The sequence below is a fragment of the Halogeometricum sp. S1BR25-6 genome (assembly GCF_031624495.1).
Taxonomy (GTDB): Archaea; Halobacteriota; Halobacteria; order Halobacteriales; family Haloferacaceae; genus Halogeometricum; species Halogeometricum salsisoli.
This window is the reverse complement of sequence record NZ_JAMQOP010000001.1, coordinates 115,435-136,544: the sequence shown is the minus strand read 5'-3', so window position 1 is coordinate 136,544 and position 21,110 is coordinate 115,435. Positions and strand designations below refer to the sequence as shown.

18 protein-coding genes are annotated in these 21,110 nt (G+C 66.2%); 10 read left to right on the top strand and 8 right to left on the bottom strand.

The features are described 5' to 3' along the window. Positions 1–819: 819 nt before the first annotated feature. A complete protein-coding gene (locus NDI76_RS00655) occupies positions 820–2,715 on the top strand; it encodes a Cdc6/Cdc18 family protein (protein WP_310922038.1) in 1,896 nt (631 codons plus the stop codon). 98 nt (positions 2,716–2,813) lie between these two features. Here NDI76_RS00655 and NDI76_RS00650 read toward each other — a convergent pair whose 3' ends face one another. Then, positions 2,814–3,683, bottom strand: coding sequence for a S26 family signal peptidase (locus NDI76_RS00650; protein ID WP_310922037.1), 870 nt, complete (start codon positions 3,681–3,683; stop codon positions 2,814–2,816). A gap of 94 nt (positions 3,684–3,777) precedes the next feature. Here NDI76_RS00650 and NDI76_RS00645 point away from each other — a divergent pair, with 94 nt between their 5' ends. Both NDI76_RS00645 and NDI76_RS00640 read left to right on the top strand, forming a co-directional pair. Then, entirely contained in the window at positions 3,778–5,484 is a 1,707-nt protein-coding gene (locus NDI76_RS00645) for a DNA-directed DNA polymerase II small subunit (protein ID WP_310922036.1), read from the top strand. 122 nt (positions 5,485–5,606) lie between these two features. Then, positions 5,607–6,737, top strand: a complete 1,131-nt coding sequence (locus tag NDI76_RS00640; RefSeq protein WP_310922035.1) for an oxidoreductase — start codon at positions 5,607–5,609, stop codon at positions 6,735–6,737. Positions 6,738–6,743: 6 nt separating this feature from the next. Here NDI76_RS00640 and NDI76_RS00635 read toward each other — a convergent pair whose 3' ends face one another. Then, on the bottom strand, positions 6,744–7,175 hold the full coding sequence (locus NDI76_RS00635; protein ID WP_310922033.1) for a hypothetical protein: 432 nt from the start codon (positions 7,173–7,175) through the stop codon (positions 6,744–6,746). Positions 7,176–7,422: 247 nt separating this feature from the next. Between NDI76_RS00635 and NDI76_RS00630 the strand changes: the two genes are divergently transcribed. Both NDI76_RS00630 and NDI76_RS00625 read left to right on the top strand, forming a co-directional pair. Beyond that, complete coding sequence (locus NDI76_RS00630) at positions 7,423–8,601, top strand: aspartate kinase (protein WP_310922032.1); 1,179 nt, start codon at positions 7,423–7,425, stop codon at positions 8,599–8,601. Positions 8,602–8,764: 163 nt separating this feature from the next. Further along, a complete protein-coding gene (locus tag NDI76_RS00625) occupies positions 8,765–10,126 on the top strand; it encodes a tryptophanase (RefSeq protein ID WP_310922031.1) in 1,362 nt (453 codons plus the stop codon). 41 nt (positions 10,127–10,167) lie between these two features. On the opposite strand, the gene NDI76_RS00620 is transcribed toward NDI76_RS00625, so the two are convergent. Both NDI76_RS00620 and NDI76_RS00615 read right to left on the bottom strand, forming a co-directional pair. Beyond that, positions 10,168–10,746, bottom strand: coding sequence for a VTT domain-containing protein (locus NDI76_RS00620; RefSeq protein ID WP_310922030.1), 579 nt, complete (start codon positions 10,744–10,746; stop codon positions 10,168–10,170). A 104-nt stretch (positions 10,747–10,850) separates the two neighbouring features. Next, positions 10,851–11,510, bottom strand: coding sequence for a metallophosphoesterase family protein (locus tag NDI76_RS00615; RefSeq protein ID WP_310922029.1), 660 nt, complete (start codon positions 11,508–11,510; stop codon positions 10,851–10,853). Positions 11,511–11,666: 156 nt separating this feature from the next. Here NDI76_RS00615 and NDI76_RS00610 point away from each other — a divergent pair, with 156 nt between their 5' ends. Continuing rightward, positions 11,667–12,893, top strand: coding sequence for an MFS transporter (locus NDI76_RS00610; protein ID WP_310922028.1), 1,227 nt, complete (start codon positions 11,667–11,669; stop codon positions 12,891–12,893). Between the two features lie 34 nt (positions 12,894–12,927). Here NDI76_RS00610 and NDI76_RS00605 read toward each other — a convergent pair whose 3' ends face one another. After that, on the bottom strand, positions 12,928–13,506 hold the full coding sequence (locus NDI76_RS00605) for an IMP cyclohydrolase (protein WP_310922027.1): 579 nt from the start codon (positions 13,504–13,506) through the stop codon (positions 12,928–12,930). 90 nt (positions 13,507–13,596) lie between these two features. Further along, the gene (locus NDI76_RS00600) at positions 13,597–13,950 is read right to left on the bottom strand and encodes a hypothetical protein (protein WP_310922026.1); all 354 of its coding nucleotides are present in this window, start codon (positions 13,948–13,950) and stop codon (positions 13,597–13,599) included. Positions 13,951–14,201: 251 nt separating this feature from the next. On the opposite strand from NDI76_RS00600, the gene NDI76_RS00595 reads away from it, so the two are divergent. Then, positions 14,202–15,548, top strand: a complete 1,347-nt coding sequence (locus NDI76_RS00595; RefSeq protein ID WP_310922025.1) for a sodium:calcium antiporter — start codon at positions 14,202–14,204, stop codon at positions 15,546–15,548. 105 nt (positions 15,549–15,653) lie between these two features. Here NDI76_RS00595 and NDI76_RS00590 read toward each other — a convergent pair whose 3' ends face one another. Then, positions 15,654–16,532 (bottom strand): FxLYD domain-containing protein, encoded by an 879-nt coding sequence (locus NDI76_RS00590; protein WP_310922024.1) that lies wholly within the window; start codon positions 16,530–16,532, stop codon positions 15,654–15,656. 248 nt (positions 16,533–16,780) lie between these two features. Here NDI76_RS00590 and NDI76_RS00585 point away from each other — a divergent pair, with 248 nt between their 5' ends. From NDI76_RS00585 to NDI76_RS00575, 3 genes are all read left to right on the top strand, one after another. Beyond that, positions 16,781–17,467: a hypothetical protein gene (locus tag NDI76_RS00585; protein ID WP_310922023.1), complete on the top strand. Its 687-nt coding sequence runs from the start codon at positions 16,781–16,783 to the stop codon at positions 17,465–17,467. Beyond that, positions 17,464–18,756, top strand: a complete 1,293-nt coding sequence (locus tag NDI76_RS00580; protein WP_310922022.1) for a DCC1-like thiol-disulfide oxidoreductase family protein — start codon at positions 17,464–17,466, stop codon at positions 18,754–18,756. Before NDI76_RS00585 ends, NDI76_RS00580 begins: the two co-directional genes overlap by 4 nt. 339 nt (positions 18,757–19,095) lie before the next feature. Beyond that, positions 19,096–20,136, top strand: a complete 1,041-nt coding sequence (locus tag NDI76_RS00575) for an NAD(P)-dependent alcohol dehydrogenase (RefSeq protein WP_310922021.1) — start codon at positions 19,096–19,098, stop codon at positions 20,134–20,136. Here NDI76_RS00575 and NDI76_RS00570 read toward each other — a convergent pair. Next, the gene (locus tag NDI76_RS00570; protein WP_310922019.1) at positions 20,131–20,901 is read right to left on the bottom strand and encodes an SDR family NAD(P)-dependent oxidoreductase; all 771 of its coding nucleotides are present in this window, start codon (positions 20,899–20,901) and stop codon (positions 20,131–20,133) included. The genes NDI76_RS00575 and NDI76_RS00570 overlap by 6 nt on opposite strands. Between the last annotated feature and the right edge of the window lie 209 nt (positions 20,902–21,110).

Here is a 21,110-nt window from a genome sequence, read left to right as displayed (position 1 = left end):
CCTCGCTTCCGGGCTCAACCGACCGGCGGCCTTCCGACATCCGGCCACCCCCTCCGTTTCAAGTCGAGTCGAACGGGCAGGACGACTTGACGGAAGGAAGAGGCTCGCAACCGCTGGCTTCGCCGAACAGGGGGTACGAATACGCCGGCGAATCGCTCGGGTGACCGACATCCCGTTCGTTCCCCCCGGTGACCTCAACCCCCACCCCTTCGTTTCGAGTGGAACTCGCCGAGACCCCCACCCCCTGCACCCCGTGACGGCCGTCTACCTAGTTTAGTACGTATAGAAAGCTAGTGTAACTATTTCCTTTCTCTCTACTACGGGTATTGTTTCTAGTGTAGTATAGTAAAATCACCGGTTTTACAGACTGCCCGCGGACCCCTCCCCCCGCCTTCGTGGCGTTCCACCTGAAACGAAGGGGTGGGGGAGGGTGACCCCGCCCCTGTTTCGGGTCTACGACCTCTCTTTTCGACCGTAACTCCCGCCCACGGGCTCTACAGGCGATCTCTGCCGATTCGATTCACCGGAAACGCCCCCGTTTTGCGACCGCGACCCCTTCGCTTCCGGTCGACCGTCAACTAGTATCGATACCATCGACCTATTACAACTAGAAGAGAACGGGCCGCTTCTCGTTCTTCGTCTCGCAACCGTGCGACGGATAGACAACTTTTTTGTAGCACGTCTTCGTCTGGTTCGTCTGCATCATCTGGACGCTCCGCTTTCGGTTCTGAGGTCGAACGCCGCGGATACCACGGCGTTCGGCCCGCTTCGACCCGTTTTCGGAGCGGTTTCCAGTCGAAATGAGGGGGTTATCCACGTATGAATGACGACACACCGACACGAGACGAGGACGAGGCGTCGGATTCGGCGGACCGGTCGGAGGGCGACGCGACGGCCGCCACCGGGGGCGACGGCCGACCCGCCGAAGAGAGTTCGGAGGCCACGGGCGCGGATGCGGACCCGAACGCGGACGCCGACGTCGACTCCGCTGGTGGCGGTGACCACGAAGAGGACGAGGCGCGAACCGGCGCCGAGCGGAGTGCCGACGGAACCGTCGCCGGAGCGTCCGACGGTGCTACCGCCGAGGCCTCCGACGGTACCGCCGACGGTGCCGCTGACGAGGTCACGGCCGAGGATATCGATATCCGCGAGAGCATCGGTCCGAACGGGTCGACAGCCGACGTTTCCGGCGCCGACGGGCCGGACGTCGACGGCGCGGACGTGGGGGACGCGACCCTCGGTGACACCGACGGGACGGGAAGTGCGGCGGGCGACGAGACGGACACCGACGTGAGCCTCGACGAAGTCGTTCTCGAGGAGGACGACGGCGACAGTCGCGGCCTGTTCGACGACCTGCTCTCGGGGGAACCCATCTTCGAGAACAAGGAGGTACTCCGACCCTCCTACACCCCGCACGAACTCCCCCACCGCACGGAACAGATCAACCAGATGGCGACGATTCTGGTCTCGGCGCTCCGCGGGGAGACGCCGTCGAACATCCTCATCTACGGAAAGACCGGGACGGGAAAGACGGCCAGCGCGAAGTTCGTGAGCCAGGAACTCGAATCGACCTCCCAGAAGTACGACGTCCCCTGCGAGGTGGAGTACATCAACTGCGAGGTGACGGACACCCAGTACCGCGTCCTCGCGCAGTTGGCGAACAAGTTCATCGAGAAGAACTTCACTGTGATAGAGAACGAACTCGACCGCCTCGAAGACCTCCGCGCACGTGCGGGAGACGCCCCGAACCCGCTCTCTGATACCGAGTTCGACTCGCTCGACGCCGTCGAGGAGCAAATCGACCAGTTGGAGACCGACCGCGAGGAGATGGAGACGGTGCCGATGACGGGGTGGCCGACCGACCGCGTCTACTCGACGTTCTTCGACGCCGTCGACTACAACGAACGCGTCGTCGTCATCATGCTCGACGAGATAGACAAACTCGTCGAGAAGTCCGGCGACGACACGCTGTACAACCTCTCACGGATGAACTCCGAGTTGGACAACTCGCGCATCTCCATCATGGGCATCTCGAACGACCTGAAGTTCACCGACTTTCTGGACCCGCGGGTCAAATCGAGTCTGGGCGAAGAGGAGATCGTCTTCCCGCCCTACGACGCGAACCAACTGCGCGACATCCTCCAGCACCGCGCCGACGTGGCGTTCAAAGAGGGGGCACTCACCGACGACGTGATTCCCCTCTGTGCGGCCTTCGCCGCGCAGGAACACGGCGACGCCCGCCGCGCACTCGACCTTCTCAGGACCGCGGGCGAACTGGCCGAACGCGGACAGGCCGACACAGTCGAGGAGGCGCACGTCCGGCAGGCGCAGGACAAGATCGAACTCGACAGAGTGGTCGAAGTCGTCCGCACCCTTCCCACCCAGTCCAAAATCGTCCTCTTCGCCATCATCCTCCTGGAGAAGAACGGCGTCCACAACATCAACACGGGCGAGGTGTTCAACATCTACAAGCGCCTCTGCGAGGAGATAGACGCTGATATCCTCACCCAACGGCGCGTCACCGACCTCATCTCCGAACTCGACATGCTCGGCATCGTCAACGCCGTCGTCGTCTCGAAGGGCCGCTACGGCCGCACCAAGGAGATTTCGCTGTCGGTCCCCATCGACGAGACGGAGGCGGTTCTCCTCTCGGACTCCCGACTCGGCGACATCGAGAACGCGCAACCGTTCGTCCAGGCGCGCTTCGACAACTGAGCGACGCCTCCCCTTCTCGATTTCTCTCCGCTCCTCGCCTCTTCTCTCGACCCCTTCTGTTCGAGTCGAAACGCTCCCGTCCCGTCTCGTAGCCGCCTCTACGCGGCGCCCGCGGCTCTGTTCGTGGAGTCGAAACCGGGGGGTCCGCTCGTCGGAATCGAGTCCGCCGTCGTCGCGTTCGCGCTTACACTCGTGTCCACGTCCGCGTTCGCATTCGTATTCGCCTCCGCGCTCACGACCGTCGAACCCTCCGCCTCGGCGACCCCGGGCGTCGGGAGTATCGCTCCCGCCAGTTGGAGTCGAACGTATCCGAGGAAGGGGACGCGGAGTCTCGCGATTCCCTGTATCCACTCCGCGCGGACCGGTTCGGCGATGCGGCTGGCTTGGTCGTACCGCGCGTTCGCGTCGCCCTTGGTGATGAACCCGGCGTGCGGCGCGGGGCAGTAGGCCAACTCCTCGCAATCGTCGGCGGAGACGTACTCGGGGTTCGCCCTGTCGTACCAGTTCTCGCCCTCTTCGACGTAGAAGTGTGCTCGGTGGATGATGGGCGACCCGACCCTCGAGGGCGGGTCGTAGACGACGACGGACCCGGCCCCGCCGAACGACTGGTAACCCTCCCCGCTGCCGACGTCGACGGTGACGACGCCGGTGTCCTCGAGCGCGTAGTCGGGACTGAAGCGGTCGGGTTCGGTGATGAACACGAGGTCGCCGCGGTGCATGTGCGGTTCCATGCTTCCGCTCTCGACGGCGACCATCGGCGGCCAGACGCCGGCGATGGCGAACAGGAGGAGGCCGAGAACGAGGACGGCGGAGACGCTCACCAGCAGTTCGCGGACGAACAGAAGGGGACCGTCCTGGGCGTTCAACAGTCGATGGAGGGGCGAGTCCGACGACTCGGCACTCGACGCGTCGGGGTTCGGGCGAGGCGCGTCGTCGGGAACGCCCGTATCGCCCTGGTCGTCGTTCATCTACCCCTGCGTTCTCCGCCGTCAAGTTTCAACGTTCTGGGATTCGGTCCCGGATTTTCAGTACGCTTTTCTCCGACGTCGCCGTTCGACCGGTGTGCCTCTGGAGACGCCGGCCCGCATCGTTCGCGAACTCGCGCGCCACGGTTACAACGCCGAACGGGAGGCCGTGACGCTCATCGCGGGCGCCGCCGACCCCGGAACGACGCTCGCGCGCGCCGTCGAACGCGCCGGCCCCGACGCCTTCCGCGTCACCGCCGAGGACGTCCGCGCGGTGCTCGACGCCGGTCCGAACGCGACGGACGCCCCCGTCTCCGACCCCGCGGCGGCCGACTCGAAGACGCCTGCCGATTCGACAGCGGCCGACTCCGCGCCCACCGACTCCGCGTCTACCAACTCCGCGACGCCCGACCCGACGACGACGGACGGCGGCGCGGCGGCGGAGCGACCCGCGGATGACGCCGATTCTCCCGATTCCGCCCCCGCTCCAGACCCCTTTGCTTCGAGTGGAGAAACGGACGACGGAGACTCGACCGGATCGAAATCGGCTGCACCCGAAACAGAGGGGAACTGGCCCGGACGTAGTCAGGACACGTCGCTCCGGTCGCTCGACGTCGCCAACGACATGACCGGACAGAGCACCGGGACGGGCGAGTACGGCGACTTCGTGAAGGTGTTCAAGGACCGCTACGAGAAACTCTCCCGACAGCTCCGCGGCCGGGTGAACCACCGGCCCGCCGAGGCCATCCAGTCGATGTCCGGCGGCAGCGACGCGGCGATGGTCGGCCTCGTCAACGACATCCGGTCGACGGCCAGCGGTCACTGGCTGGTCGAACTGGAGGATACGACGGGGACGTTCCCCTGTCTCGTGATGAAGGACCGCGAGTTCGCCGCGGCGGTGGACGAACTCCTCTTGGACGAGTGCATCGCCGTCGAGGGCACCCTGGCCGACGACGCGGGCATCATGTTCGTCGACTCGATGCACTCCCCGGACGTGCCGCGGACGTACAAACCGAGCACCGCCGACAGACACGTGCAGGCGGCGCTCATCTCCGACGTGCACGTCGGGAGCCAGGAGTTCATGACCGAGGCGTGGCAGCGGTTCACCTCGTGGCTCCACACCGAGGAGGCCGAGCACGTGGAGTATCTCCTCATTGCAGGCGACATGGTGGAGGGTGTCGGCGTCTACCCGAACCAGGACGAGGAGTTGGACATCGTCGACATCTACGACCAGTACGAGCAGTTCTCCGAGCACCTGAAGGAGGTTCCGGGGGATATCGAGATAGTGATGATTCCGGGGAACCACGACGCCGTCCGCCTCGCCGAACCCCAACCCGGGTTCGACGAGAACCTCCGCGACATCATGTCCGTCCACGACGCGCGCATCACGAGCAACCCCTCGACGGTGACGCTGGAGGGCGTGAAGGTGCTCATGTACCACGGCGTCTCCTTGGACGAGGTCATCGCCGAACTCCCGGCGGAGTCGGCCAGTTACGACGAACCCCACAAGGCGATGTATCAGTTGTTGAAAAAGCGCCACGTCGCCCCGCAGTACGGCGGTCACACCCGCCTCGCCCCCGAGGAGAAGGACTACCTCGTCATGGAGGAGGTGCCCGACGTGTTCCACACGGGCCACGTCCACAAACTCGGTTGGGGGAAGTACCACAACGTCCTCGCCGTCAACTCCGGGTGCTGGCAGGCCCAGACCGACTTCCAGAAGTCCGTCAACATCGACCCCGACGCGGGCTACGCGCCCATCCTCGATTTAGATACCCTGGATATGACGGTCCGGAAGTTCTCGTAGTCCGCCGTCCTCGTCCGTCGAACCGGATTCGAGGCTCGTACGACCCTCGGTAGCACACGTACTGTGCGCGGGCGCGACACGTCCGCCGCCCGTTCTTCAGCGTCCGGACGCAATCACGCCCGATGACCGACTCGGACACGCTCTTCGACCCCGTGACGCTGAACGACCTCGAACTGGACGGCCGCGTCGGCCTCGCGCCGATGACGCGGGTCAGCGCGACGGACGACGGCCGCGCGACCGACGAGATGGCCCGCTACTACTCGAAGTTCGCCGACGGGGGGTTCTCCTTTCTCATCACCGAGGGTACCTACACCGACGACGCCTACAGTCAGGGCTACCTGAACCAACCCGGACTCGTCACTGACGAACAGGTCGAGGCGTGGCGCGGCGTCGTCGACGCCGTTCACGACGCCGACGCACCCATCTTCGCGCAGTTGATGCACGCCGGCGCGCAGGCGCAGGGCAACCCGCATGTCGACGACGGCGAGACCATCGCCCCCTCCGACGTCCAACCCGAGGGTGAGATGGCCGAGGCGTACGGCGGGAGCGGGGAGTACTACGTCCCGAACAGGGCGACGAAAGAGCAACTCGACGACGCCCGCGAGGGGTTCGTCGAGGCGGCGAAGAACGCCCGAAAGGCGGGCTTCGAAGGCGTGGAGATACACGCCGCGAACGGCTACCTGCTCAACGAGTTCCTCGCGGCGGACGCGAACCGCCGCGACGACGAGTACGGCGGCGACCCGGCGGCGCGCGCTCGCTACCCCGCGAGCGTCGTCGAGGCCGTCGCCGAGGAACTGCCCGAGGGGTTCGTCGTCGGCGTCCGCGTCTCCCAGACGAAAGTGAGCGACGCAGAGTACGAGTGGGCCGAGGGCGAGGACGCCGCCGAGGCGTTCTTCGGCGCCTTCTCCGAGGCGGGCGCGGACTACCTCCACGTCACCGACCCCGACGTCACGGCGCCGGCGTTCGACGACGGGGGGCCGACGCTGGCGGAACACGCCGTCGAGTACGGCGACGCGCCCGTCGTCGCCAACGGCGGCCTCACCGACCCCGAGGACGCCCGCGAGGCGGTCGAGGCGGGGTCCGACCTCGTGACGCTGGCGACGGGGGCGCTGGCGAACCCCGATTGGCCGCACCGCGTCCGGTCGGGCGCCGACGTCGAGGACCTCGACGCGTTCGACCCCGAGTCGTTCCTCGCTCCCAGCGCGTCGATAGCCGACCACGAGGTGCCGTCCGAGGCGAGCGCCGACGACTGAATCCCGTCAGGGCTCCATCCCGAACCGCACCGTCTCCTCGTTCATGAACCGCGGGCCGGGACCGAGGCGTTCGAACCCCGCGCGCTCGGCCGCCTCGTGGTGGTCGGTGGCGGACGCCAGCGCGAGATACTCGACGTTCAGCCGCTCGTTCGAGGCGAAGCGGACGGGTTCGCCCAGCAGTCGTTCGACGGCCTCGGCGGACCCGCCGAGTTGGGTGACGTGGACGGTGCTGTCGCGGACGTCGAACGCGACGAATCCGAGGAGTTCCGCATCCGCGGCGTCGGTGTCGGCGTTCGGGTCGGACGCCTCGCGCCGCCGTTCGGCCACGCGGACGGTCCGGTCGTGGACGACGTTCCGCATCACGTCTGTCGGGACGTCGGCGATGGCGGCCAGTGATTCTGCGTCCGTTTCCAGCGCGTCTCGTACCTCCGCGTCCATACCGCATGGTACCACGCCGCAGTGATAAAGGCCGCTGTCGGCCGAAGGCGCCGCGGTTTGCACGTGACCCGCCGCGGTTTGCACGCTTTCGACGCCCGCGAAATCGCCGATTGGTCGGTCGGCCCGGACTGTCGGCGTCGGCAACGGTTGAAGCGGGAGACACAGTTATACGCGGCCCCACGCTACCCCCGCGCATGCCACAGCACCAGTCTCAGTCTCTGCGGGCGAATCGGCCGGGGGTCGGGCCGTGCGAGTAGTCGCGAAGTTCGGGGGAACCTCGCTCGGAAGCGGCGACCGCATCAACCGCGCCGCCGACTCCGTCGCCGCCGCCGTCGAACAGGGCCACGAGATAGCCGTCGTCGCCTCCGCGATGGGTAACACGACGGACGACCTTCTGGACGAGATTCAGTTCGAGGCCGACGACCGCGACCGAGCCGAAATCGTCTCGATGGGCGAACGGACGAGCGTCCGGATGCTGAAGGCGGCCTTGACCGCCCGCGGCGTGAACGCCCTGTTCGTCGAACCCGGTTCCGACGACTGGCCGGTCATCACGAACGACCTCGGCGAGGTGGACGTCGAGGAGACGAAGCGACGCGCCGCGAAACTCGCCGCCGACATGGACGGCGTCGTCCCCGTCATCACGGGTTTCCTCGCGCAGAACCACGACGGCGAGATAACGACGCTCGGCCGCGGCGGGTCGGACACGACGGCCGTGATGATGGGCCGCTACATGGACGCCGACGAAGTCGTCATCGTCACCGACGTCGAGGGCGTCATGACGGGCGACCCGCACGTCGTCGAGGGGGCGCGGAACGTCGGGCGCATCACCGTCGACGAACTCCGGAATCTCTCCTTCCGCGGGGCGGAGGTGGTCGCGCCGTCGGCGCTCTCCTACAAGGACGACACTCTCGGCGTCCGCGTCGTCCACTACCAGCACGGGAACCTCCTGACGGGCGGGACGCTCATCGAGGGCGAGTTCCACAACCTCATCGACATGCAGGAGAATCCCCTCGCGTGCGTCACCGTCGCGGGGCGCTCCATCCGAAACCGGCCGGGCATCCTCGCCGACCTCTCGCAGGCGCTTCGTGACCGCGACGTGAACGTCGACGCCGTCGCCAGCGGGATGGACTCGGTCACCTTCTACATCGACGAGGACCGCGCCGAGGAGGCCGAGAACCTCCTGCACTCGAAGGTCGTCGACGAGAAGTCCCTCTCCTCGGTCACCGTCGAGGACGGCATCGCCGTCATCCGCGTGACGGGCGGCGAACTCCCCAACCGGCCGGGCGTCATGCTCGACATCGTCCAACCCATCTCCGAGGCCGGAATCAACATCCACGACGTCATCACCTCCGCCACCTCCGTCGCCATCTTCGTCGCGTGGGACGACCGCGAGGAGACGCTCAGCATCGTCCAAGACGAGTTCTGAGCGTCGAAGCCGCGCCCGCTTTTCGACCACTTTCGACACCGCCACCCGCCGACGCACGACTCCGTTCATCGTCGTCCCATCCCGGCCGTCGAAGTTTCGAACTGGCACTCGTCCGCCGATTTCCGTCGGGAACCACCTTCACGGCGGGCGGCGTGTTCTCCGTATGCGCTCCTACAAAGCGAAGATGGTCGAACCCATCACCCTTCCCTCGCGCGAGAGACGCGAGGAGGCCCTCGACGCGGCCGGGTACAACGCCTTCAACCTCGACGCCGACGACGTGTTCGTCGACTTGCTGACTGACTCGGGAACCGGGACGATGAGCGCCGAGCAGTGGGGGGCGCTGATGCGCGGCGACGAGGCGTACGCCGGGAGTCGAAGCTTTCGCGAACTCCGCGAGGCCGTCCGCGAGGTGATGGGATTCGAGCACGTCGTCCCCACACACCAGGGGCGAGGGGCTGAGAACGTCGTCTACGGCGTTCTCGTCGAGGAGGGCGACGCGGTGCCGAACAACGCACACTTCGACACGACGCGCGCCCACGTCGCTAATCAGGGTGCGGACCCCGTTGACTGCCCGCACGAACTCGCCCGCGACCCGGACGCTGACCACCCGTTCAAGGGGAACTTCGACGTGGACGCGGGGTGGGAGTTAGTCGAGGACGTGGGCGCCGAATCGATTCCGGTCGTCGTCCTCACCGTGACGAACAACTCCGTCGCTGGGCAACCCGTCAGCGTCGCCAACACGCGGGAGGTGGCCGCCTTCGCCGACGAGATAGATGCGACGTTCGTGATAGACGCCTGCCGGTTCGCCGAAAACGCCCACTTCGTCCGGGAGCGAGAGGCCGAGTTCGCGGACGCGACGGTCGCCGAAATCGCCCGCGAACAACTCTCCTACGCCGATGCGGTGACGATGTCCGGCAAGAAGGACGCCCTCGTCAACATCGGCGGGTTCGCCGCGATGGACGACCCCGACCTGTTCGAGGCGGCCAAGCAACGGTGCATCCTCTACGAGGGCTTTCCCACCTACGGCGGCCTCGCCGGGCGCGACGTGGCGGCGATGGCCGTCGGCCTCCGAGAGGCCGTCGAACCCCCCTACGTGAGAGAGCGGGTCGAACAGGTGGCCGAACTGGGTCGCCTCCTGACCGACGCCGGCGTCCCCGTCTACGAACCGACCGGCGGCCACGCCGTCTACGTCGACGCCGAGTCCGTCCTCCCGCACGTCCCGAAAGAGCGGTTCCCCGGACAGGAACTCGTCTGCGCGCTCTATCTCGAAGGCGGCGTCCGCGGCGTCGAACTCGGCGGGTTCGCGTTCCCCGGCACCGACCGTCCTGACCTCGTCAGATTAGCCCTCCCGCGTCGGACGTACTCGCGCGAACATCTCGAACACGTCGCGGAGACGGCCGCTGCGGTGCGGGAGTCCGCGGAGTGCTACGAGGGATTGCGGATAGTCGAGGAACCGCCGATGCGCGAACTGCGGCACTTCTCGGCGCGTCTGGAACCCGCCGCCGCGTCCCCATCGGCCGACTGAGTCCGCCGCGTCGCTCGCGTTCCACTCCCCGCCGCCGACCCTCAGGAGACCGAACTGACGCTCTCCAGCACGAACAGCGTGATGAGGAGTCGGCCGACGGTCCCGACGAACGCCGCCGCCGCGAACTTCGTCCGTTCGAGGTTGAGCACGGCGAACGCGTACAGTAGAAGCGTGTCGGGGAACACGGGGACCATCAGCGTCCCGGCCAGTCCGACGTAGCCGTGCCGCCGGACCAGTTCGACGACGCGGCGCTTCGACCACCCCACGGGGTCGAAGCCGACCGAGCGGAGCGCTTTGGTCACCGGCCCGTACCGGGTGGCCCGGTTACCGAGCGACAGGGCGACGACGCTTCCGAGCGCCTTGCCGAGGCTGCTCACGACGATGACGAGCGCGATTTCCACCGGCGTCGGGACGCCGAGTTTCAGCGTTCCCTCCACCGCCGGAACCAACACCGCCTCGCCCGGAAGCGGCAGGACGACGGCGATGAGCACCGAGTAGACGAAGATGAGGAGCAGTCCGCCCCACCCGCTCGCCGCCCGAACCGCTTCGGCGACGACGCCGTCCCCGAACCCGGGGAGGGCGAGTCCGGCGGCTACGACCGAGACGAGTGATAGAGACATGATGTCTTCCGGCGTTCGGCGCGGCGTCGCGCGAACGCCGCTGAGACCACGTTAACGCCGATGGGGTAATCCCTGTCGGCCGCGCGGCGTCGGCTACCGGCCGACTACCGTCCGTCGTACAGTCGCGTCCCGATGCGTTCGGGCAACCCAGCCTCGTTCACCGCCTCGACGACCGCCTCGATGTCGTAGTCGACGCGGCGTTCCTTGACTGTCAGGTCCTCTAAATCCAGTAGCGCGTACGCCGCGCGGTGGTCGCCGTCGCGGGGTTGCCCGACGCTCCCCGGATTCATCACGATGCCCTCCTCGAACACGCGGTGGTCCTGCACGTGGGTGTGCCCGAGGACGAGGACGTCCTCCTCCTCGATGAAGTCGGCGTCGAACTCCTCGGGGTAGGTGTACTTGTCCCGTTCCCACGGGTGGTCGTGGACGAGTTTGATGCGTCCGTCAAACTCGGTCCGCTCGTCGGGTAACTCCGAGAGCCACCGCATCGCGTCGTCGTCGAGCACATTCCGGGTGTACTCGACGCCCGCGGCGGCCATCCCGTTGAACCGGAACGCCGTCCCGGAGGCGACGGCCCTGTCGTGGTTGCCCATCACCGTCGGCACGTCCCGGTCGCGGAGTTCGGCGACGCACTCGGCGGGCCAGGGGTTGTAACCCACCACGTCGCCGGCGCAGACGATTCCGTTCACCTCGGGCATATCCGAGAGGACGGCGTCGAGTGCGACCCGGTTCCCGTGCACGTCCGAGATGACGGCGACTCGCATACGCCGACCTACGGGAGGAAGCCTGAAAAACGACCCGCGGACTCGCATTGCTACCCCCGCCGTTCCTACTCCCGCACGGGTCGCGCCTACAGGCGGTGAGCGAGGACGGGTACGTGAACGCTTATCCGCCGCTCGCGGGAACTCTCACCGACACCAATGAGCGTCCTCCAGTCCGTCCTGCGCGAAGTCAGAGCGCTGTGGGGCGGCGGCCGGGGGACGTCGCTCGTCGTCATCGCGGGCGGGTGGGGAACGCTGCTCGGCGCGCGCATGATCTATCCCGTTCTACTGCCGTACCTGCGGGACGCCTTCGACATCAGCCTCACCGTCGCCGGCCTCCTCGTGACGGTTCTGTGGCTCGGGTCGGCCGTCGGGCAACTTCCGGGCGGCCTCCTCGCCGACCGCTACAGCGAGCGGTCGGTGATGAGCGTCGGCACCGTCGTCGTCGCGGCGGCCTTAGTCCTCGTCGCCGTCGCCCCGACGGCGTTCGTCCTGTTCGCCGCGACGGCCCTGGTCGGACTCGGCCAGTCGCTGTACCCCATCGCGCGCATCACGATGCTCTCGGAGATATATCCGGACCGCATCGGGAGCGCCCTCGGCGTGACGATGGCGACGGGCGACCTCGGACAGACGGTCCTCCCGCCCGTCGCGGGGGTGCTCGCGGCGGCTATCGCCTGGCAGGCGGGTCTGCTGTTCGTCGTTCCTCTGCTCCTCGTGGCCGGACTCGTCGTCCGGGTGACGCTCCCGGCCGGCGCCGACGATGACGCCGCGTCCGCGGACCCGCTCCCGACCGAGAGCCTGCGCGACGTGCTCGCCGAGCTTCGAGACTCGAATCTCGGGTTCGTCTCGTTCATCCTCTTCCTCTACATCCTCATCTGGCAGTCGTTCACGGGGCTGTATCCCACCTACCTCGTCGAGCAGAAGGGGCTGTCCTCCGCCGCCGCGGGCACGCTGTTCAGCGCGTTCTTCGCGTTCGGCGTCGTCGTCAAACCGGTCGCGGGTGCGGCGTACGACCGCATCGGGATGCGGAAGACGCTCGTCGCCGTCCTCGTCGGACCGGTCGCGGGGCTGGCGCTGCTGCCGGTCGTCGAGGGGTTCTGGCCGCTCGCCGCCCTCACCGCCGTCGTGAGCACGATGCTCGGGTCGGGCGCCGTCACGCAGTCGTTCCTCTCGGACGCCTTCTCCGAGGAGGTCCGCGGCACCGGCCTCGGCGTCGTCAGGACGACGGTGGCGACGCTCGGCGCGGCGGGACCGGTGCTGTTCGGCGGACTGGCCGACCGCGGCTACTTCGACGAGGGATACGTTCTCCTGGCCGCGGTGCTCGCCGTCGTCGTCCTCCTCACGCTCCGACTCCCGAAATCGCCGTCCGCGTCGCCGTCAGGGTGACCGGCGCCGGCGACCGCGGCGACTCACCCGTCGCTCACTCGCCGTTGTGGAAGCCGATGTCCACCGCTCCGTCGTCGTAGGTGACGCCCGCGGCGCAGACGGCGTGTTCGTACGCCATCCCGTAGGCCCGTTCTGCGATGTCGGCGGGCGACCCGCTTCCGTCGAAGGTGACCGGCGCGGGGTCGTCCTCCTCGTAGGTGGCGACGAGAAGCGGGTCCTCCTCGACGGGGCGGACGAGGAGGGCGTCCTTTCGGACGATACCGACGTACGATTGCTCCCCGACAACGCCCGCGATTCGCGGCGTGTCGTAGTCGTCCTTCTCGTAGTCGAGTGCCAGCAGCGACGCTGCGAGGGCGTCGCGGGCCGGGTAGCCGATGTCGAGTTTCTCCGCGATGGGGTCGACGTGCGACCCGTTGCCGACGACGACGCCGTCACCGCCCTCGCGGACGCAGTTGTAGGAGATGTAGGGGTTGTCGCTCTCGGGGGCGTCCGGCGTCGGTGCGACGGTCAGAGTGCCGTCGCGTTCGACGACCCGGCGGTTGGGAAACGACCGGGAGGAGACGCGATACGCTCCGAAGTCGGGACCGACGACGATGAACCGTCCGACGTACATACACGAGAGTGCATAGACGGGAGCTAAATAGATGGTGATTTGTGCACGTTCTTCCGCCCGAGAACGGACGACCGGGTCGCCGCGCCCCGCTCAGACCGACCGGGAGGAGAGGGGTTCGACGCGGAACACGTACTCGTCGTAGGCGCCCTCGAGGTTCACCGGACTCTCTTCTTCGGTGTGTTCCCGGCAGAGGTACGCTTCGGCTTCGACGGCCCCGTACCCGGTGTCCTCCTGATAGCGTTCGAGGACGACGAACGCCGCCGGTTCCTCGCACCCGCGGCGGTGACACGTGGGGACGTCGTCGTCCGCCCCCTCGACGTCCTCCTCGGAGCGCGGCGGTTCGGGTTCGTCGGCGCGCTCGCGGGATTCGGCGACGTCTCGCTCCTGCTGGCGGGTCTCCGCGTCGCGGGCCTGCTTCTCTCGCCCTTTCTTGGTGTCTGCCATACCGTCCACAGGCGGATGAGAGGGATAACCCTGTGGTCGGGTGGGCCGTCGATTCCTGTTCGATGCGCCGCCTCATCTCGAACGCGCGTCGGGGAGACTTCTTCGCTCTGTGTCCCTGCTACTCAGCCACACGGACGCGTATCGCGCGTCCCGCCCAACCGACCGCAGAGAGTGGAAAACAGCCGGGAGAACCGCGCGATAGGAAGCCGACAGACAAAAGAGGTAGGTGCCTGTTCTACGACTACCAACTAATGCTTGACAGGCTTCGTCACCCGCTCGTCGCCGTCGTCCTTACGCTGTTGTTGACGGTTCCCTGGATCGGACTGTTCTTCTCGTACGGGGGGTACGGCACCGTCCACCCCGGCGAGAACATCGCGCCCGCGACGGCCGTCGTCATCGCCGGACTCGCTATCCTGGGAGCGTCGTTCCTCCTCGCGTGGGCCGCGGAGACCGCCGAGAAGGACGTTCCGCAGGCGTTCGCCATCGCCGTGCTGGCCGTCCTCGCCGTCGCCCCCGAGTACGCCGTCGACGCCCTCTACGCCTGGCAGGCCGGCGCCGGGTCCGCCCAGGCGGGTAACCTCGCCGTCGCGAACATGACCGGCGCCAACCGCATCCTCATCGGTCTCGGCTGGTCCGGCATCGCTCTGTTCACCGTCTTCCGCGCGAAGAGCGGTTCCGACCCGGCGGTCGAACACCGTTCGGGCTTCCTCGCGGACGTGGTCAGCCTCGACCGCGGCATCGCCACCGAGATAACGTTCCTCCTCGCGGCCACGGCGTTCGCCTTCTTCGTCCCCCTCAGCGGCGGTATCGGTCCCGTCGACACGCTGTTTCTCGTCGGTCTCTACGTGCTCTACCTCTTCGTCATCATCCGCGGCGGCGTCGACGAACACGAGGAGAACGTCGGCGTCCCGGCGTACTTCCAGGCGAAATCGAAGGGCGTGCGAATCGCAGCCGTCCTCATCGGATTCGCCTTCTCCGGCGCCATCATCTTCACCGCGGTCCATCCGTTCGCCGAGGGGTTGGAGACGCTCGGCCTCCAGTACGGCATCCCCGAGTTCTTCATGATCCAGTGGCTGGCGCCGCTGGCTTCTGAGAGCCCCGAACTCATCGTCGTCGCCTATCTCGTGAACAAAGCGCGCTCGACGGCGGGATTCAACGCCTTGATCTCCTCGAAACTGAACCAGTGGACGCTGCTCATCGGGACGCTCGCCGTCGTCTACTCCATCTCCGCGGGCGCGGTCGGGACGCTGCCGTTCGACTCGAAGCAGGCCGCCGAAATCTGGATCACCGCCGCCCAGAGCCTCTTCGCCATCGCCATCCTGACCAACTTCGAGATAAGCACGCGAGAGGCGGTGACGCTTCTCGCCCTGTTCGTCACGCAGGTGCTCGCGGAGTTCTACGTCATCCAGACCGTCCCGGAACCGGCCGCGACGGAACTCAGCATGATGATTCTCTACGCCTACACCGCCGTCTACCTCGTTCTCGGGTTCGCGCTCTTCTTCAAGCGGCGCGAGAGCCTCCACGAACTCCTCGGTCGCACGCTCTCGAACGCTCGCGACGCCGTCGGCGGCGGCGGACAGGCCGAACACGCGGACTGAACCCGGTCACACTCTCGGCCGTCCGCCCTCGCGACGTCGCGCGGCCGGACGAGCGGTCAGTCGCCGACGGGACGCCGTTCTCTCACTCGCCTCTCGAACGAGGCGTTATACGATGTCGCTGTCGGCGCTGATAACGTATCGGCTGATACGTTGCATGTCGATGTCCGGGAACTGCACGCGGAAGTTCCACGACTCGCCGGGGGCGAGTCGCTGGACGTCTTCTTCCTCTTCGACGGTGTTTCTGAAGTCGAACAGCTCCTGGTCCTCGGCGTCGTAGAGCGTGACCGACACCTCGACCGACTCGATATCCTCCTCCCCGGCGTTCTCGACCGTCCCGGTGACGTACGTCGTCGACTCCTCGCGCGTCAGTTCGTGGCTCGTGATTTCGAGGTTGGGGTCCTGCTGGTCGGTCTCGCCCGTGATGTCGTCCAGCGAACCCGATCCGGTTTCGGTTCCGGTTCCCGCCGTGCTCGCGGCGAGGTCGACCGTGTAGGCCGTGACCGCGCTCAGGTCGTCCGCTTCCTCGAACAGCACGTCGAAGTCCCAGGATTCGCCCGCCTGAAGCGTGACCGTGTCCGCTTGCTCGGTCTCGTCGAAGAACTCGTAGAGGACGTCCCCTTGGTCGTCTTGAAGCGTCACCTGCGCTTGGACGTATCGGTAGCCCTCCTCGCTGGTGTTTTCGACGGTCCCTCGAAGTCCGACGGCGCTCTGTTCCGCGTACAGGTTGTGCGACGCGACTTCGAGACCCTCGGGGGTGTCTCCGACCTCTCCGGTGACGTCGCCGAGACCGCTCTCGGTTCCGTCAGCCGTCGACTCCGTGGTTTCCGTCTCGGTTTCGGTCGCAGTTTCCGTCGCGGTCTCTCCGCCGCTGGTCGTCCCGCCGGCCGCTTCCGTCGCTTCGCTCTGCTCGCCGCCCATACAACCGGCGGCGAGACCGGCTACGCCCGACGCGCCCGCCGCTTTGAGAAATTTTCGTCTGAACATCTATGCTATAATATCGCTGACGTATGTAAATGTCTTTTGGCATTATTTACTTGATTAAAATACATTCTCAAGTGGTAGTATGTACTCGACGTCGATGAGAAACGCGATTCGTTCGCCAGGTGGAGAGGGACCGAACGGGTCGAACCGTCCGCGTCGCCCCCGTCCCGAATATCCGCTCACTCGCGACGGGAGTTAATTAGACGATGATCGGACAGAAATACTATTGCGCTTCCGACAAATCACGACTCATGTATCTAGTTTTGGACGACCTCGTCCGATCGATCATCGCGTACAAGGACCTCGTGGTTCCGTTCTTCTTCGGTCTCTTCTTCCTCGGCACGTTCGCGGCGGCGTTCTTCTACCGACACCGGTACGTTCGCTCGAGCTATCTGGCGGTGTTTTTCGCCTGTCTCCTCTTGGTCAACCTCTCGCCGTCGGGGTACGAAATCCGACCGATGGAGGACCTCCACAAGTTCACGGGTATTCCGTCCGAGGAGAAGGTGAACTACCTCATCTACGTCGAGGACTCCGCAGGGCGGGAGATTCGGCTCGACCGGCGCGTCGTTCCGACCGTCAGCCCGAACGACGACGTCGCTCGCGCGCTCGCGTACTGTTCGCGGGAGGAATCGGAGGCCGCGGGGCGGTATCTGTTGCACAGGTCCCACGAGTACCGCGAGCGAATCGAAGCGGGTGCTCCGTCGCTCGTAGAGCGGGTGGACTTCCCGCGGCACCAACAGGACTACCGCTGGACCGAGAGCGAACTGGACGGATACGGTGAGTTCGTCACGCTGAAAGTCTACGCACTCCACCTCCACTTCGAGGAGGGGGGCTACGAGCTAACCTCCACCGAGCGCGAACTGGCCTTCGAGGTCAGCCTTCCGGCGAACGCGACGGCGTCCGACGTCGAGTACACCTTCGAGGAGCGGTGCCTATGAGAGTCCCCGAACTGTTCGTGAACTACGTCCGCAACCCGCGGCGTGACTCGCCCATCAACGTCGGCGTCGCGCGGGTCATCTTCGGGACGTACCTCCTCTGGAACTTCGGTTCGATGGACTTCGGCGCCATCGACGAGTGGCACCTGATGCCCGGAGCGGGGGAGTATCTGCTCTTTCAGCCGCCGGTCGTCCAGCAGTACCTCCCGGTCGAGAAGGCCGTGCTGGTGGTGTTTCTGCTGGCGTTCCTCGTCGGGTACAGACAGCGACTCACGGCGCTGGTGAGCGCGCTGTTGGTGGCGCACCTGGCGACGGTGATGAACGCTTACGTCGACTCCGGTCGGGTGAACTCGATGTTCATCGCCGGCTTCTTCCTGATTTTCTTCGGGCTCTACGCGGAGACCGACCGGCTGAACGTCGACACCGTTCGGCGCGCGCTCTCCGAGAGCATCGACGACCTGAACGAGACGCTCCGCTCGCCGAACACCGGCGAGCACAGCATGCGCATCCTCCAGTTAGTGCTGCTGACGATCGCAATCCTCTACTTCGGGTCCGCGTGGACGAAACTCGTCTTCGGGTCCGACCTCTCCTTGGATTGGATCAGCGCGACCGCGCTGGGACGGTGGGCGACGTCCGCCCTGGTCTACTGGGACCCGCCGACGCAACTCGGCGAGTTCATGCTCCGGTATCCGCTTCTCCTGACGGGCGCCGCGCTGGGAACCATCGTTTTCGAACTCGGATTGCTCGTCGCCGTGCTGGTCGGGTTGCCCATCACACCCCTCCTCCTCGGAACGCTCGGGATGCACACGGTCATCGCCCTCTCGCTCGGCCCGTTCTTCTTCGACCAGTACGTCTTCCTCGCGCTCCTCCTCCCGTGGGACTCGCTCTTCCGATACCTCGGCCCCGACGAGGACGAGACGATCGACCTCGTGTACGACGAGCACTGCTACTTCTGCGCGCGGAGTCTCTACTCGTTCAAACTGCTCGACTTCACGAACGCGGTTCGGTTCCACTCGCAGTACACCGTCCCCGACCGGTACCGCGGGCGGGAGGACGTGAGCTTCGAGGACGCGATGTACGCGTTCGACGGCGAGGACGCCTACGCCGGCTACGACGCGTTTCGACGGCTCGCGAAACAGTTCCCCGTCCTCGTTCCGCTCTCGTGGGTGATGAGCCTCGGCCCGGTCGCCCGCGTCGGCCGCCGAGTCTACCGCTACGTCGCCGAGAACCGGTCGCGTCACTTCACCTGCGCGGTGGACGCAGACGCCGACACGTCCGCGACGGAGGAGTAGACGCCCCCGAGGTCGCGACGACAGCGTTCGAGGGCGTGCGACGGACCGATCCCCGTTCGGCGTGTCTAATATCGGGGACGACCAGAACTCTCCCGACATATGATTCTGAATAGCCTACTCTTTCCCTGAAAAGACGAAAAGTGAATTCAAAAGGCGAAACCTGTCGACAAAAATCCGCTGTAAGAAACCGTATCTAGATATGAGTGCGCGATACGCTCGAAAGTGGCGACGAGATAGTATCGTATCCAGCCGGAAATGTATCGAGTTTCGCACCTCGGAGACCCGGACGGTCACCCTCTCCACCGCAAGATACATGCTCGGTTTCGCCCACGTTATGGTATGCGAACGTGCGTGCTATCCGACGTGGGAGCGCTTACGCTGACAGACCAAGAGAAACCGACCGTCGGCGCCGACGAGGCGTTGGTGCGGGTGGACAGAGTCGGTATCTGTGGTTCGGACATCCACTACTACCTGAACGGCGAGAACGGCGGCAACGTCGTCGACTTCCCGCACGTGTTGGGGCACGAGGCGGCCGGTACGGTCGTTGAGACGGGCGAAGCGGTGACGGGCCTCGCCGCGGACGACAGAGTCGCCATCGAACCGGGAATCCCGTGCGGGGAGTGTTCGTACTGTCGGACCGAGGGTGAGTACCACCTCTGCAAAGAGATGGAGTACATGTCGTCGCCCCCCGTCGACGGTGCGCTCACGGAGTACGTCGCGTGGCCGGCCGACCTCCTCTACGCGCTTCCGGACGGCGTCTCGCTTCGCGAGGGAGCGCTCGTCGAACCGCTGAGCGTGGCGATGCACGCCTGCGAGCGCGGGAACGTCTCGGAAGGGGACAGCGTTCTCGTCACCGGGGGCGGCCCCATCGGCCAACTCGTCTCCGAAGTCGCCATGTGGCGGGGCGCCGAGACGACCATCCTGACGGACGTCGTCCCGGAGAAACTGGAGTTGGCGGAGCGGCGCGGCGTCGACTACGCCGTCAACGTCGAATCCGACGACCCGATTCGCGTCGTCCGCGAGGAGGTCAACCCCGACGGCGTCGACGTGGTCTTGGAGAGTTCCGGCGCCGAGACCGCCATCCGAACGACGACCGAGGCGGTCAGACGCGGCGGCACGGTCGTCTTCGTGGGCATCCCGATAGACGCGTCCGTCCCCACCGACGTGAACGGCATGATCGGCGAGGAGTACGAACTGAAGGGGTCGTTCCGGTTCAGCGGCACCTACCCCGACGCCATCGAGGGAATCGACGCGGGAGCGTTGAACGTAGACGACATCGTGAGCTTCGAGTATCCGCTCTCCGACGCACAGACTGCGTTCGACCGCGCGGCCGAACCGGCCGGCGTGAAAGGCGTCGTCCGAGTCAGCGACGACTCATAGCGAGCTTCGGTCGTACCCGCCGTCGACGGTGAGTATCTCGCCCGTCGTGAACGAGGCGGCGTCGCTCGCGAGGTAGACCGCCGCGCCCGCGATGTCGTCGGGTTCGGCGACCCGTTCGAGCGGCGTCCGCTCGTCGATCTCCTCCCGCAAGTCGGTCCCCTCCGCGAACGCGTCGCCGGCGAGCGGCGTGTCGACGAAACCGGGTTCGATGGCGTTGACGCGAACCTCCGGTCCGAGGTCGGCGGCCGCCGCCCGCGTGAGGCCGTTCACGCCGCTCTTCGAGGCGCAGTAGGCGGGACGCTCCTCCCGTGCTTGGTTCGCCGACATCGAGGAGATGTTCACGATGCTGCCGGACGACATGTTCCGGCCGAACACCTGACACGCCCGGAACACGCCCGTGAGGTTGACGTCGATGTCGCGCTCCCAGTCTTCCATCGTCATCTCCGTGACCGGGGCCTTCGCCACCGACCCCGCGGAGTTGACCAACACGTCGATGTCGCCGATCGCGTCCGACGCCGTTTCGTAGAGATTCTCTATCGAGTCCTCGTCGCGGACGTCGCACGTCACGGACGCCGTCTCCGCGCCGCGGGACGAGAGTTCCTCGGCGACATCCTCGACCGCCTCGGTCCGTCGACTCGTCGCAACAACGTCGGCGCCGCTCTCGGCGAACTGCAGTGCGATAGCGCGTCCGATGCCGCTGGTCCCGCCGATGACGACCGCGGACCGATTCGAGAGCGTGACGGTGGAGTCTGATGCTTCGCTCATACGGTGCTATCAACCGAACGAGGAATGGTTACTCTTTCGGTCCCACCCCTTGGACGCAACCCGATGGTCGAGGGTCGATTGGAAATCAACAAGGCGCGATGCTTTTCGGACTAAGGCGCGGTCTTAGCGTTCGGCGCATGGATTCGTTGGTAGTAGACGTACTCCGGCCGCGCTCCCGTCTGCTTCCTTCCCGGTCTCAAAGGTGGAAT